Raw genomic sequence first — 14610 nt, forward strand, 5'->3', positions numbered from 1 at the left:
CCAAGGGAGAAAAAAGCATGCAAGGCGTAACGGTGGTCGATCATCCGCTGGTTCAGCACAAGCTGACACTGATGCGCGACAAGGAGCGCTCCACGAAGGGCTTCCGCCAGCTGCTCAACGAGATCGGCATGCTGCTCTGCTACGAGGTCACCCGCGATCTCCCCATGGAACGCATCGAGATCGAAACGCCGATGACCAAGATGGAAGGCGCGCAAATCGCCGGCAAGAAGCTGGTCTTCGCCCCCATCCTGCGCGCGGGCGTCGGCTTCCTCGACGGCATGCTCACCCTCGTTCCCGCAGCGCGCGTCGCCCATATCGGCCTCTACCGCGATCCGGAATCGCTGCAGGCCGTCGAGTATTACTTCAAGGCTCCGTCCGATCTCGCCGACCGTATGGTGCTGGTGCTCGACCCGATGCTCGCCACCGCGAACTCGGCGGTTGCCGCTATCGAGCGCCTGAAGGAGCGCGGCGCGAAGGATCTTCGCTTCGTGTGCCTGCTCGCAGCCCCTGAAGGCATCGAGCGCCTGCGCAGCGCGCATCCCGACGTGCATATCTGGACCGCGTCGATCGACGAGAAGCTGAACGACCACGGCTATATCGTGCCGGGCCTCGGAGACGCCGGCGACCGCATGTATGGAACGCGCTAAAAGCGAGGGCCGTTAGCGCTGTGATCCATCACAACAGGGACTAGCACCTTGCGCTTCATCGTCGCCGATTGGGGAACGACCCGCTTCCGTGGCTATCTGATCGAGGGTGAGACCATTCTCGATCAGGTCTCGTCGGATGAGGGCGTCTCCGCCCTGCAAAAGGGCCAGCATCGGGACGTGTTCGTCAAACATTGCGGGCGCTGGCTCGATGCGGAGCCGAACGCGCCCGTGCTGCTTGTCGGCATGGTGGGCAGCCGCGAAGGATGGGTGGAAGCGCCCTATGCCACCTGCCCTGCCGGTCTCGTGGAAATTGCGGAAGCGCTCATTCCTGTCGAAATCGGCAACGGCCGCAAGGGCTACATCATTCCAGGCCTCTTCTGCGAGCCCGCTCCCGGCGCCGCCGACGTCATGCGCGGCGAGGAAACGCTGGTGCTCGGCACCGGTGTCGAGAACGGTCTCATCTGCTCAGCCGGCACGCACCCCAAGTGGATTCTCGTGCGCGATGGGCGCATCGAGCGTTTCGCCACCTACATGACCGGCGAGATGTATGCGCTGTTGCGCGAGCACTCGATGATCGGACGTCCCGCGACGGAGCCCGCCGACCAGAAGGGCTTCGACATGGGCCTCCATGCGGCCGAGCGCAACAGCGGCGCTGAAGGTGCTGCCCGCGTCGGCCTGCTGCACCTTCTCTTCTGCGCGCGCGCCGCCGTCGTTTCCGGGCGCATGGCAAGCAACCTGCTTGCGCCGTATCTTTCCGGCCTGCTCACCGGCGATGAGATCAACGGTGCGCTCGCGCAATTCGGCCGTCCCTCCTCCGTCACCATTCTCGCCAGTCACGAACGCGCGGATCTTTACGTGCATGCGCTCGCACGTCTCGGCATCAAGACGGAATTGAAGATTCCTCAGCAGGCACTGCTTGCCGGCTTGGCGCGGATCGTCAGGCAGCATGCAACAGCATGAAAAACGGCGTCATCCCGGACGGCGCAGCCGAGCCGGGATCGTGCGCAGGATAAAGCGCCATTCTCGTCATGCGATCCCGGGTTCCGCTGAGCGGCCCCGGGATGACAGCCGCTCAATTCGCCTTTAGAACTTCATTTCAATTGCCTTCATTCCAGGTCAACGCCCATGCCTCATCCCCTGCTTGCCGCCTCCTCCGAAACCTCGCTTCCGATCTGGCTCGTGACCGAGAGCACGTGGAGCAGCATCTCCGCCCAACTGCCGAAGACGGCGCAGGGTTTTGCAAAGGCTCAGGGCTTTGAAGGAAAGGCTGGCAGCCATTGCCTGCTTCCGGACGCGGAGGGCAATCTCTTCGGCGTTGTCTTCGGCCTTGCAGGTGAAGACGCCACGCAGCGCGATCCCTTCGCTGCCGGCAAGCTGTCAACGATCCTGCCCGATGGCGTGTATCGCTTCGAGACCGACGCTCCCGCTGCGACACTTGCCACACTCGCGTGGGTTCTCGGCTCCTACAGTTTTACGCGCTATCGCAAGCGTACGGAAAAATCCGTTCGTCTCGTCACGCCGAAAGGCGTCGATGCCGAAGAGGTGACGCGCATCGCCAACGCCGTGTTCCGCAGTCGCGATCTCATCAACACGCCGACGAGCGATCTCGGACCCGACGGCATTGAGGCCGCCGCGCGCCAGATCGCGGATGCGCATGGCGCAGCGTTCAACAGCATCGTCGGCGACGATCTCTTGAAGCAGAACTTACCGATGATCCACGCGGTCGGGCGCGCTTCCGCCATCGCGCCGCGCCTCATCGATTTCACCTGGGGCAATGAGAACGCGCCGCGCATCACGCTCGTCGGCAAGGGTGTGGCTTTCGATACCGGCGGCCTCGACATCAAGCCCGCCGCCTCCATGTTGATGATGCGCAAGGACATGGGCGGCGCGGCCGCCACGCTCGCTCTCGCCGATATGATCATGGGCGCGAAACTGCCCGTGCGCCTGCGTGTGCTCATTCCCGCCGTCGAGAACTCGATCTCGAGCAACGCCTTCCGCCCCGGCGACATCCTCAACAGCCGCAAAGGCATTACGGTCGAGATCGGCAACACGGATGCGGAAGGCCGCCTCATTCTCGCCGATGCGCTGGCACTGGCGGATGAGGAAAAGCCGGACCTCATCGTCGATTTCGCGACGCTTACGGGTGCCGCCCGCGTGGCGCTCGGCCCTGAGCTCCCGCCCTTCTTTACGGATGACGACGCGCTCGCCCTCGAGATCGCCCGCACCGGCCTGGAGGTGAACGATCCCGTGTGGCGCATGCCGCTTTGGGCTCCTTACCAGAGTCAGCTCGACTCGAAGTATGCGGACATGAACAACACGGGCGGCCCAATGGCCGGCTCCGTCACCGCCGCTCTGTTCCTGCGCCGCTTCGTATCCGACGCCAAGGCGCATGTGCATTTCGACATCTTCGCCTGGAACAACTCCACCCGCCCCGGCCGCCCGGAAGGCGCCGAGGTTCAGGCAGCGCGCCTCATGTATGCCCTTCTGAAGAAGCGCTACGCCTCTTAAGCATAGCGACAAAGACAGGTTGCATCGTTCGGCTTGAGCCCGAATAATCCGGACCCGGAACGACCGGTGCAATCATGTCTGTCGCGTTGCGTGCGATTCAATCCTTAAAGCTCTGGCACGACGTGCATCTCGACCTCGTGCACCAGGGCAGCGACCTCTCCTCGCGTCAGATCGCCATTCTACTGACGATCTATCTCGATGCGCCGCCGCATACGGTCCGTGGGCTCGCCAAGAAGCTCGATGTCACGAAGGCCGTCATCACCCGTGCCCTCGACACCCTCGGCAAGCTCGACCTCGTCTCCCGCCGCCGGGATGAGGCGGATCGGCGCAATGTGATCATCCAGCGCACGGTCGCTGGCGCTTTGGCCGTGGAACGGCTAGGAGACATCGTTACCGCCCGAGCCAAGGAGCTGCCTCGATGAGTTTCGACCGCCGCATCACACCCGTCCGCGCCGATCTGGCTGACGAGAAGCTACGCGGTCAGGTCGAGGCCGAGCGCTTCACCATCGGCACGGCAAAGCGCGTCGTTGCGCCCTTCTCTCCCCTGCACCGCCACCCTTCCCGGGAGGCGCCTGTCGATACACAGGCTATCTTCGGCGAGGCCGTGACCGTCTATGACGAGCACGAAGGCTGGGCCTGGGTTCAGCTGCAAGATGACGGCTATGTGGGCTATCTGCCGAGCGCCGTGCTGGGCGAACCGGGTCCGCAGGCAACGCACAAGATCGCGGCGATCCGCACCTTCATCTATCCCAGCCCGAACCTGAAGCTGCCGCATACCGATTTGCTGACGATGAATTCGAAGGTCGCCATCGTGGGTACCGAGGGTGACTATGCGCAGATGGCCGATGGCGGCTGGCTCTATGCTCCGCATCTGGCAAGCATCGATGCACGCGAGACGGATTACGTGAGTGTCGCCGAGCGTTTCCTGCACACGCCCTATCTCTGGGGCGGCAAGACGAGCCTCGGCATCGACTGCTCGGGCCTCGCTCAAACCGTTCTGACAGCAGCGGGCATCAAGGCCCCGCGCGACAGCGACATGCAGGAGCAGCAACTCGGCACCGCCATCGAGGTCAAACCCGACCTCAGCGGCCTCAAGCGCGGCGATCTCGTGTTCTGGAAAGGCCATGTGGGCCTGATGATGGATGCGACGAACTTCATCCACGCCACCGGCCACACCATGACCGTGATGATCGAGCCGCTCTCGGTTGCGGAAGAGCGCATCCGCCGCACGAGCTACGGCCCGATCAGTTCGATCAAGCGTTTCGTTTAATAGCCCCGATCCCGATCCACCACGTTCTCGAACGTCTCTCCCGCTTCATGGCGGAGGATCTGCTTCGCGATGTAGCGTGCCGTAGCTTCAGGCTCGCTTACCGCCGCGTTGTGCGGCGTGATGGTGACGCGCGGATGCGACCAGAGCGGAGAATCTTCCGGCAGCGGCTCCTTCTCGAACACGTCGAGCGTTGCCGCTTTCAGCGTTCCATCGTCGAGGCAGGCGAGGATATCGCTTTCCACCTGCAGACCGCCGCGACCCGCATTGATGAGCACCGGCCCACCGAGTTTGCCGTCCTGCGCGAGCTTCTTGAACAGGCTTCGGTTGAGAATGCCGCGCGTGTCGGGCGTGAGCGGGATGAGCGCGATGAGAATGTCCGTGCGCGCGAGAAACTCATCGAGCCCGCTCTCGCCGGAGTACACATCCCAGCCGTGGAAGCTCTTGGGTGTACGGCTCCAGGCCGCCACCTCGAAGCCCATCATTCTGAGCTTCACGGCAGCATCTTGTCCCAGCACGCCAAAGCCCATGATGCCGACGCGCACGTCCGAGGCAATCGGCGGAGAACGATCCGGCTCCCAGCGCTTCTCACGTTGAGCCTGCGCGAAGCGCGCATGATCGCGCAAATACATGAGCGAATGCATGACCATGTATTCGCTCATGCGATGGGTGAGATCGTCCTGCGCCACACGCACGATTGGAACAGCCGGAAGACCGGGATAGCCCATCAGATGATCGACGCCCGCACCGAGGGAGAAGAGCGCCTCCAAGTTCGGCAGGTTGTCCAGGCTTCCCGGCTTCGGTCCCCAGGTCGCCACGTAGCGGATCTTGCTTCTGTCGAAACCCTCACCCAGCACGACGATCTCGCGACCGGGCAAATGGCGCGTGAAGCGCTCGACCCATGGCTGCGTTTCCCAGGTGACCGCGACGAGAAGGCTCAAGATTTCGCTCCGATGCGTTCGAGAATCATGGCGCCGGACTTCGCCTTCGCGTCGCCCAGCACATAGGCCGCGCGCACCATGCGCTCAGCCGCCTTCGCGGACTCTTCGGTGCGCGCGTGCAAGATGGCAAGCGGACGGTTGGAATCGACCACCTCGCCGATCTCGGCAAGATGGGTGAGGCCAACCGCGTGATCGATGGCATCCTGCGGACGCGTGCGCCCGCCGCCGAGCGCCACGACGGCAACACCCACATCGCGGGTGGCGACGCTCTGCACGATGCCGGAACGCTCCGCATGGATCGCGCGGACGATGGGCGCTGCCTGCAGATGCGTTTCATGACGCTCCAGAAAATCGGAGGGACCGCCAAGCGCCACGACCATGCGCTGGAACACCTCCGCCGCCTTGCCGGATGAAATCGCGCTCTCGATCTTTTCGCGCGCGTCGACGATATTGGACGCGATCTTACCGAGCACGAGCATTTCGGCGGAAAGCTCCACCGTCACCTCATGGAAACGGCTCTCGCGCTTGCGACCCGTCAGGTAATCGACTGCGTAGGCCATCTCGACCGCATTGCCTGCGGCGGATGCGAGCGACTGGTTCATGTCGGTGAGCAGCGCGCTTGTGGGCAGGCCCGCGCCATTGGCGACGAGCACAAGGCTTTCTGCGAGCGCGCGCGCGTCCTTGGCGTTGTCCATGAATGCGCCGGAGCCGAACTTCACGTCCATCACGAGGCCCTGAAGACCGGCGGACAGTTTCTTCGAGAGAATGGACGCGGTGATGAGATCGATGGATTCCACCGTCGCCGTCACGTCACGGATGGCATAGAGGCGCTTGTCGGCGGGCGCGAGATCGGCTGTCTGGCCGATGATGGCGCAGCCGACTTCACGTGTGACACGGCGGAAGGTGTCGATATCGGGCTGCGTGACATAGCCAGGAATGGAATCGAACTTGTCGAGGGTGCCGCCCGTGTGGCCGAGGCCGCGGCCGGAGATCATCGGCACGTAGCCGCCGCAGGCCGCAACCGCAGGACCGAGCGCGAGGCTCACCGTGTCGCCCACGCCGCCGGTGGAATGCTTGTCGAGCACGGGACCGGGCAGATCCCATTTCAGCACTTCACCCGAATTCATCATGGCCTGCGTCAGCGCTACGCGCTCAGGAACGGAGAGGCCACGGAAGAAGATCGCCATGGCGAAGGATGCGGCCTGGCCTTCGGAGACATGGCCCGAGGTGAGCCCTTTGATGAAGTGATGGATCTCTTCGGCGTCGAGCGTTGCACCGTCGCGCTTGCGGCGGATGATTTCCTGCGGAAGAAGAGTCATTGTTCAGTATGCTCCGGTGGCCACTTGGCCTTCCCGTCCTTCAATGGCGGCAATCAATGTATCGTAGACGCTGCTTGCGCCAATGCGGAAGGTCTGCGGCGTCGCCCAGCCTGCGCCCATGATGCGCTCAGCCAGATCGAGATAGACCTTCGCGTCGGCGACCGTGCGGATGCCGCCGGAGGGCTTGAGGCCCACATTGCGGCCCGACGCCTTGATGGCGTTGAGCATGATCTCAGCTGCTTCCGGCGTCGCGGAAACAGGTGTCTTGCCGGTCGACGTCTTGATGAAGTCGGCACCGGAATCAATGGCGAGACGGCTTGCCGTTTCGATCAGCTTCGCATCTTTCAACTCGCCGGTTTCGAGAATGACTTTGAGAAGGCGTCCCTGATCGACGAGATCGCGCACGGCTTCGATCATCTCGCCTGCAATCGTGACGTCACCACGGCGAAGTGCATTGTACGGCAGCACGAGGTCGATCTCATTCGCGCCATCCGAAAGCGCTTCCTGCAGATCGTCGGTGACGCGATCGATATCCTCCCCGCCGGCGGGGAAATTCACCACGGTCGCGATGCGCACGGGCGAACCCTTCAGGTTCTCCTGCGAGCGCTTGACGAATTGCGGCCACACGCAGACGGCAGCCACGGGGCCGAGCGGATTGAGCGCTTTCTTGCAAAGCGCATCGATGGCCTGATCGGTGCAATTGTCCGTCAGGTCGGTGAGGTCGAGGCAGCGCAGGGCGCGCTGGGCGATTGCTGCGTCGGACATTTTTACATCTCCGCGACGAAGGAACGGATGAGGCGCTTGAACTTCTCGGAGGCTTCCGCCGCCGTGTCCTTGGTTTCCTGGTGCGAGGGCGAGGCGCCTTCGATCCCGGCAGCCAAGTTGGTGACGACGGAAATCGCTGCAACCCGCAGGCCGTAATAGCGAGCGAGGATCACTTCCGGCACGGTCGACATGCCGACGAGGTCGCCGCCGAGGATCTGCACCATCTTGATCTCGGCGGGCGTCTCGAAGCTCGGGCCGGAGAGCCACGCATAGACGCCTTCCGGAACATCGATGCCGGTCTTCTTCGCGGCGCGCTGAAGAACCTCGCGCAAGGCAGGGTCGTAAGCATCGGTCAGCGAGACGAAACGGCCTTCCGTGTGATCGCGCAGCAGCGGATTGCCGCCGGAGAGATTGAGGTGATCGCTGATGGCAACGAGGCTTCCGGGACGGATCGAGGCGCGCACGGAACCGGCGGCATTGGTCGCCACCAGCACCGGAATGCCGAGTTCTTTCACGAAGGCGACGGGCAGGCGCATCGCGCCTGCATCACCTGTTTCGTAGTAATGCGCACGGCCCTGGAACAGGAGCACGCGCTTGCCCTCGAGCGTTCCAGCAACGAGCTTGCCCGCATGGCCGGACACGCCGCTCTTCGGAAAATGCGGGATGTCGGCGTAAGCGAGGCTTACCGCATCGCTCACCTCATCGACGAGCGTGCCGAGGCCGGTTCCCAGCACGAAGGCTGCATCGAAACGGCCATTAAAGCCGCGGGCACGCACGAATTCGGCGGCCTCTTGAACATTCTGTTGCATGACAAGTCTCTTATCTGTCCGTCAGGTTGTCCGGCCCGAACGAGAAGGGCAGCAACTCTTCCAGGGTAAAACTCTTGCGGATGCCCTCAGGGCCTGCGATGTGAATCTTCGTATCGGGCGAGGCGAATTCGCGGATCCGCTGGCGGCAGCCGCCGCAGGGCGTCACGAGATGCTCGCCGTCGCCCATCACGACGATCGCGCGGATGGCGCTTCCGCCGCCCGCGATCATCGCCGAGACCGCTCCCGCTTCCGCGCAGGAGCCCACGGGATAGGCCGCGTTTTCCACGTTGCAGCCGGTGAACACCTGTCCTTCCGGCGTCAGAATTGCAGCGCCGACCTTGAAGCGCGAATACGGCACATAGGCTCGCGCCTGGATCGTCTTGGCGGCTTCGAAAAGCGTATCGAGAGACACCATGATCAGCGTTCCTTCACATAAGGCACGCCTGCCGCGCGCGGCGGAATGGCCTTGCCGATGACGCCCGCGAGCAGGATCACCGTCATGAGATAGGGCAGCGCCTGAATGGCCTGCACCGGCACTTCACCGATGCCGGGGAATGAGAAGCCCTGCAGCTGATTGGCGATGGCGTCGAGAAAACCGAAGAGCAGGCAGGCGCCGAGCGCGGGCCATGCGCGCCACTTGGCGAAGATGAGCGCGGCGAGCGCGATGAAGCCGCGCCCCGTGGTCATGTTCGGCAGGAAGGCCGCAGCCTGTCCGACCGACAAATAAGTTCCGCCGATACCGCAGAGAATGCCGCCGATGATGACGGCGGAATAACGCAGGCCCGTCACGGAAATGCCTGCGGTGTCGACGGCAGCCGGGTTCTCGCCGACCGCGCGCAGGCGAAGGCCAAAGCGCGTGCGGCCAAGAACGAACCAAGTGAGCGGCACGGCCAGAAGCACGATGAAGACCAAGGCCGAATGTCCGAAATAGGCATCTTCGAAACGCTGGTCGCCTTCGAGCGGCGGCGTGCGTCCGCCCTGCCCATACCAGGCATTGCCGACGATGGCGGTGAGCCCCGCCGCCAGCATGTTGATGGCGACGCCGGACACGATCTGGTTGCCGCGCTGGCTGATGGAGGCAAAGCCGTGGACGAGGGCGAAAGCGATGGAAGCGAGAATGCCGAAGGCAAGACCGATCCATGCGGAGCCGAACGCGTAAGCGGCGGCAGCGGCGGCGAAGGCTGCCGCCAGCATTTTGCCCTCAAGGCCGATATCGACGACGCCCGAGCGCTCGGACCATAGGCCCGCAAGACATGCGGCGAGCAGCGGAATGGAAAGACGCAGCGCCGAGTCGAAAACCGTTGCGAGAATACCGAGATCCATGCTCACGCTCCCGCCAGTTTAGGACGCGACAACAGATGCGCCACGAGACGGCGGAAGAGACCGTCCAGCGCACCTGCAAACAGAATGATGATGCCGCCGATCACCACCACCATGTCGCGGGTGATGTTGGGCTGCTCGAAGGCGAGTTCCGCACCGCCCTGATAGAGAATGCCGAACAGGAGCGACGCCAGGATGATGCCGACCGGATGCGCGCGCCCCATGAGCGCGACAGCGATGCCGACGAAGCCGTAGCCGGAGGTGAATTCCAAGAGCAGGCGATGCTGGTAGCCCATCAGCTCGTTCACCGCGAGGCCGCCTGCGAGCGCCCCCGAGAGCACCATGGCGATGACGATGATGCGCGCGGGCGAAATGCCGGCATACACCGCAGCCGTCGGATTGGAGCCAACGACGCGGATCGCATAGCCGAGGCGTGAACGGTAGATCAGCAGCCAAATGAGGAATGCCGAGATCAGTGCGAGCACGAGGGTGAGGTTGAGCTGCGAGGCCGGGATGGTGACGCCGAACCACGCGAAGACATCATGCATGAAGGGAATCTGCGAGGCTTCGGGGAAGGGGCGCGTTTCCGGGTTCATGGATTGCGGCTCGCGCAGCACGTTCACCAGCAGATAGACGATGAGAACGCTCGCGAGCCAGTTGAACATGATCGTGGTGATCACGATGTGGCTGCCGCGTTTCGCCTGCAGATAGCCGGGAACAGCAGCCCATGCCGCACCGAAGGCGGCGGCGGCGAGAATGCCGACGGGAATGAGCAGGAAGCCCGGCAGGAAGGTGAGGTTGTTGAGCGCAAGCGCAATGCCCAATCCCGCAATCGTCGCCTGGCCTTCACCGCCGATGTTGAAGAGGCCCGCGTGGTACGCGACTGCGACCGCCAGTCCGACGAAGATGAAGTCGGTGGCGTAGAACAGGGTGAAGCCCAAGCCCTCGCCCGTGCCGAGGCTGCCCTGGAGCAGATAGCGCGTCGCCGTCAGCGGATTCTCGCCGATGCTGAGCACCACGAGGCCTGCGACCAAGAACGCTGTGACGACGGAAACGGCGGGGACGAGAACCGTGTCGGCCCATTTGGGCATTTCGATGGGTGCACTCACGTCGAACTATCCGGCAGGAACAGGTGACCCTGTTCGTCGATGGGGAAAGAAGGATTCCAGGCGACCTCCCAGAGGTGCCCGTCAGGATCGGCGAAGTAGCCCGAATAGCCGCCCCAGAACACGTCCTGCAGCGGCTTCACGGTGCGCGCACCGGCAGCAATGGCGCGGGCATAAACCTCGTCCGCCTCGCTTTTGGAATGCGCATTGTAGGCGAGCGTGATGGCGGCAAAGCCGGTGGGCTTGTTCTCGACGCCTGCATCCTTCGCGAGATCGGCGCGCCCGAACAAAGCAAGAGCTAGGCCGTTCGCCTGATAGAAGGCGACGTCCGGCTGGCTCGCGGACGAAGCCTTCCAACCCCAGGCTTCGTAGAAGGCGCGGGACTTTGCGAGATCAGCGACACCGAGCGTGACAAGCGACAATCGCGGTTGCATCAGGCGGCCTCATCCGTCACGCCGGCCATGAGCAGGCCGAGATCCTGCTCGTTCGTCTCGGAGGCCTTGCGCTCGCCGGTAATTTTGCCGCCGCACATGGTCAGGATGCGATCCGAGAGATGCATGATCTCGTCGAGTTCCACCGACACCAGCAGAATGCCGACGCCCGCATCGCGAAGCGCGATGAGGCGGCGATGGATGAATTCGATGGCGCCGATATCGACACCGCGCGTCGGCTGGCCGACGAGCAGAACCTTCGGATTGCGCTCGATCTCGCGCGCCAGCACGATCTTCTGCTGATTGCCGCCGGAGAAATTCGATGTCTTCAAGCGCGGCGCGGGTGGGCGCACGTCGTATTGCTCCATCTTCTTCTCAAGATCTGCGATCAGGCGGTCATGATCGAGGATGGGACCGTTGCCGAGATGCGGCTCGTCGCTGAAGCCGAGAATGGCGCTCTCGAAAGCGGGAAATGCAGGCACGAGACCCATGCGCAGACGGTCTTCCGGCACATGCAGTAGACCGAGCTTGCGCATCTGGTGCGGGTTGTGCTCGGCGGCGCCGATGCCCTGCCCTTCGAAGTGGATGGAGCCGAGCACCGGACGGCGCATGCCCGCAATGGCCTCGAGAAGCTCGCTCTGGCCGTTGCCCGCAACGCCCGCGATGCCGACGATCTCGCCCGCGCGAACGGTGAGTGACGCATTCGCCACGCGCAGCACACCACGCGCATCGACAACCGACAGGTTTTCCACCTCGAGCATGGGAGCGCCGGGCGCCTTCTCGGTTTTCTCCACACGCAGCAGAACGCGGCGGCCCACCATCAGTTCTGCAAGCTCGGGCGGAGACGTGTTGGCCGTCTCCACGGTCGCCACCATCTCGCCGCGGCGCATGACGGAGACGCGATCCGTGATCGCCATGATCTCGCGCAGCTTGTGGGTGATGAGAATAACGGTCTTGCCCTGCGCTTTCAGCGAGCGGAGCAGCTCGAACAGCGCATCGGCTTCCGCAGGCGTGAGCACGGCGGTGGGCTCGTCGAGAATGAGAATATCCGCGCCGCGATAGAGGGCTTTGAGAATTTCGACGCGCTGTTGGAGGCCGACCGAGAGTTCGCCCACGGTGGTGTCCACATCGATCTCGAGGCCGTAATCGGCGGCCAACCGCGCGAGTTCCTTGCGCACCTTGGCCTCGCCCGCGCGCAGCATGGCGCCGCCTTCGGCGCCGAGCATCACGTTCTCGACCACGGTCAGCGGCTCGACCAGCATGAAGTGCTGGTGAACCATGCCGATGCCTGCACAGATAGCGTCAATGGAAGAGCGGATTCTGATCGGCTGCCCGTTCACGCGGATCTCGCCGGAATCCGCTTCGTAGAAGCCGTAAAGGATCGACATGAGCGTCGACTTGCCGGCGCCGTTCTCACCGACGATGCCGTGGATCGTGCCGCGCTCGACGCTCAAGTTCACGTCCTTGTTGGCGTGAACAGCGCCGAAGCTCTTGTTGATGGCAATGAGTTCAATGGCGGGAGACATCGGCCTCTAGGGGTTGTCCGGCAAGGAAAAAGCTAAGGCGGATCTTATCGGAAAACGGAACGATCTTAAAACGGAAACGGCCGCAGGCTCTCTTTTCAGAAAACCTGCGGCCGGATCGAAGCGTCAGCTTACATCGGGCACTTTGAGTCCGACATGTAGTCGTGGACCTTGATCGCGCCGGACTTGATGTCGGCGGAGGCCTTGTCGACGGCAGACTTCATGTCGGCGGTGATCAGCGACTTGTTGTTGTCGTCGAACGCCCAGGCAACGCCGTCCTCGGCGAGGCCGAGAACCGAGACGCCGGCCTTGAAGGTGTTCTTCTTGGCCTGGTCGAAGGCGTTGTAGGTGGCGACGTCCACGCGCTTGACCATGGAGGTCAGCATCTTGCCCGGATGCAGGCCGTTCTGGTTGGAATCGACGCCGATGCCGAGCTTGCCGGCGTCAGCCGTGGCGCGCAGGACGCCAACGCCCGTGCCGCCCGCCGCATGGTAGATCACGTCCGCGCCGCGGGAGATCTGGCCCTTGGCGAGCTCGCCGCCCTTCACGGGGTCGTTCCAGGCTGCACCCGTGGTGCCGGTCATGTTTTGGAACACCTCGGCGTCCTTGTTGGCATACTTGGCGCCCTGGACGTAACCGCAGGCGAACTTGCGGATGAGCGGAATGTCCATGCCGCCCACGAAGCCGACCTTGCCGGACTTGGAAGCCTTGGCGGCCAGGAGGCCGACCAGGAACGAGCCCTCATGCTCCTTGAACACGACGGACTGGACGTTCGGCTTCTCGACCACGGCGTCGATGATGGCGAACTTGGTGTTCGGGAACTCTTCGGCGACCTTCTTCAGCGCGGTCTCCTGGGAGAAGCCCACGGCCACGATCGGCGAGAAGCCGTCGCGGGCGAAGCGGCGCAGGGCCTGCTCGCGCTGAGCGTCGTTCTGCGGCTCGAAATCGCGGTATTCGGTGCCCGTGTCCTTCTTGAACTTCTCGGCGCCCGTATGCACGCCCTCGTTGAAGGATTTGTCGAACTTGCCGCCGAGATCGTAAACGATGGCGGGCTTGAAGGCCGCCTGCTGCGCGAAGGCAGCCGTGGCGGAGAAGGCGAGGCCCGCGAGCGCGAGGCCAAACTTGGTTACTGTCATCGGCTTTGTTCCCTGTTAGACGCCGGATTTAGGTGTCCGGTTGCCCCTTGACGATGGCACGGGAAGGGTCACGACGCCAAGGTCCCTGTCAAGCGGGATGTTACTTTCCTTCGCTGAATCGTTGCAGGGAATGGTTGATAGCGCGAAGCTACAGCATCGGACCCAAAAGTGGATTTGCACTTTTGGGGCGAATCCGATGCTTTCTCTCTCTGAACAAGAGCATCGTTCGTGTGGAAAACCGGGGCCACTTTTCCGCACGATGCTCTAGGGATTAATGTCGTCCTATGGCCCTGACATCCGACGAAATCGACCGTTATGCCCGCCACTTGGTCCTCAGGGACGTAGGCGGCCCAGGACAATTGAAGCTTAGAGCTGCTCGCGTGCTCGTGATCGGCGCGGGCGGGTTGGGCGCCCCTCTCCTCCAGTATCTGGCGGCCGCCGGAATCGGCACCATCGGCCTTGTGGACAACGATGTGGTGTCCCTCTCCAACCTGCAAAGGCAAGTGGTCCATGGGACCGCGGATGTGGGAATTGCCAAGGTTGAGAGTGCGGCCAGAGCCATCCGGCACCTGAACCCTCACGTTACGGTAGAGCCCCATAACCTGCGGATCACGCCGGAGAACGCCCGTGAACTGATTAGCCGCTATGACATCGTGGCCGATGGATCGGACAACTTCGAAACCCGTTATGCGGTCTCGGATGCCTGCTTTTTCGAGAAAAAGCCGCTGGTGACGGCGGCTCTCGGCCAGTTCGACGGGTCCCTGACGACGATCCGAGCCCATGAGACGGGGCCTGACGGCAGGCCGAACCCCACCTATCGCTGCCTGTTCCCCTCCCC

General features: G+C 63.2%; 16 protein-coding genes. 6 read left to right on the top strand and 10 right to left on the bottom strand.

Annotated elements, in window-relative coordinates; all coding sequences use genetic code 11:
* Nucleotides 1-17 precede the first annotated feature (17 nt).
* The 5 genes from upp (at nt 18) to MHY87_RS04265 (ending at nt 4425) form a co-directional block, all read left to right on the top strand.
* Entirely contained in the window at nt 18-647 is a 630-nt protein-coding gene (gene upp / locus MHY87_RS04245) for a uracil phosphoribosyltransferase (protein ID WP_091139039.1), read from the top strand.
* Nucleotides 648-695: 48 nt separating this feature from the next.
* Nucleotides 696-1607 carry a 2-dehydro-3-deoxygalactonokinase gene (locus MHY87_RS04250; protein ID WP_239349667.1) on the top strand — a complete coding sequence of 304 codons (912 nt, stop codon included), beginning with the start codon at nt 696-698 and terminating at the stop codon, nt 1605-1607.
* Nucleotides 1608-1772: 165 nt separating this feature from the next.
* Nucleotides 1773-3155 (top strand): M17 family metallopeptidase, encoded by a 1383-nt coding sequence (locus MHY87_RS04255; RefSeq protein WP_239349669.1) that lies wholly within the window; start codon nt 1773-1775, stop codon nt 3153-3155.
* 74 nt (nt 3156-3229) lie between these two features.
* Nucleotides 3230-3577: a MarR family transcriptional regulator gene (locus tag MHY87_RS04260; protein ID WP_239349671.1), complete on the top strand. Its 348-nt coding sequence runs from the start codon at nt 3230-3232 to the stop codon at nt 3575-3577.
* Nucleotides 3574-4425, top strand: coding sequence for a C40 family peptidase (locus MHY87_RS04265; protein ID WP_239349673.1), 852 nt, complete (start codon nt 3574-3576; stop codon nt 4423-4425). Before MHY87_RS04260 ends, MHY87_RS04265 begins: the two co-directional genes overlap by 4 nt.
* Here MHY87_RS04265 and MHY87_RS04270 read toward each other — a convergent pair.
* The 10 genes from MHY87_RS04270 to MHY87_RS04315 form a co-directional block, all read right to left on the bottom strand.
* On the bottom strand, nt 4422-5363 hold the full coding sequence (locus MHY87_RS04270) for a glyoxylate/hydroxypyruvate reductase A (protein WP_239349675.1): 942 nt from the start codon (nt 5361-5363) through the stop codon (nt 4422-4424). The genes MHY87_RS04265 and MHY87_RS04270 overlap by 4 nt on opposite strands.
* Nucleotides 5360-6682, bottom strand: a complete 1323-nt coding sequence (gene deoA / locus MHY87_RS04275; RefSeq protein ID WP_239349677.1) for a thymidine phosphorylase — start codon at nt 6680-6682, stop codon at nt 5360-5362. The genes MHY87_RS04270 and deoA overlap by 4 nt, the downstream gene beginning before the upstream one ends.
* 3 nt (nt 6683-6685) lie before the next feature.
* Nucleotides 6686-7447: a deoxyribose-phosphate aldolase gene (gene deoC / locus MHY87_RS04280; RefSeq protein ID WP_239349679.1), complete on the bottom strand. Its 762-nt coding sequence runs from the start codon at nt 7445-7447 to the stop codon at nt 6686-6688.
* Between the two features lie 2 nt (nt 7448-7449).
* Entirely contained in the window at nt 7450-8256 is an 807-nt protein-coding gene (locus tag MHY87_RS04285) for a purine-nucleoside phosphorylase (protein ID WP_239349681.1), read from the bottom strand.
* Nucleotides 8257-8266: 10 nt separating this feature from the next.
* Nucleotides 8267-8671: a cytidine deaminase gene (locus MHY87_RS04290; RefSeq protein WP_239349683.1), complete on the bottom strand. Its 405-nt coding sequence runs from the start codon at nt 8669-8671 to the stop codon at nt 8267-8269.
* Nucleotides 8672-8673: 2 nt separating this feature from the next.
* On the bottom strand, nt 8674-9579 hold the full coding sequence (locus MHY87_RS04295; RefSeq protein WP_239349685.1) for an ABC transporter permease: 906 nt from the start codon (nt 9577-9579) through the stop codon (nt 8674-8676).
* Between the two features lie 2 nt (nt 9580-9581).
* Nucleotides 9582-10667 (bottom strand): ABC transporter permease, encoded by a 1086-nt coding sequence (locus tag MHY87_RS04300; RefSeq protein WP_239349763.1) that lies wholly within the window; start codon nt 10665-10667, stop codon nt 9582-9584.
* Nucleotides 10668-10681: 14 nt separating this feature from the next.
* Nucleotides 10682-11116, bottom strand: coding sequence for a VOC family protein (locus MHY87_RS04305; protein ID WP_239349687.1), 435 nt, complete (start codon nt 11114-11116; stop codon nt 10682-10684).
* Complete coding sequence (locus MHY87_RS04310) at nt 11116-12639, bottom strand: ABC transporter ATP-binding protein (protein WP_239349689.1); 1524 nt, start codon at nt 12637-12639, stop codon at nt 11116-11118. Before MHY87_RS04310 ends, MHY87_RS04305 begins: the two co-directional genes overlap by 1 nt.
* 128 nt (nt 12640-12767) lie before the next feature.
* Nucleotides 12768-13772 carry a BMP family protein gene (locus tag MHY87_RS04315; RefSeq protein WP_239349691.1) on the bottom strand — a complete coding sequence of 335 codons (1005 nt, stop codon included), beginning with the start codon at nt 13770-13772 and terminating at the stop codon, nt 12768-12770.
* 284 nt (nt 13773-14056) lie between these two features.
* Here MHY87_RS04315 and MHY87_RS04320 point away from each other — a divergent pair.
* On the top strand, nt 14057-14610 hold a 554-nt coding region (locus tag MHY87_RS04320), incomplete at its 3' end, for a HesA/MoeB/ThiF family protein (protein WP_239349693.1).

This window comes from Microvirga sp. ACRRW (assembly GCF_022346925.1).
Lineage (GTDB): Bacteria > Pseudomonadota > Alphaproteobacteria > Rhizobiales > Beijerinckiaceae > Microvirga.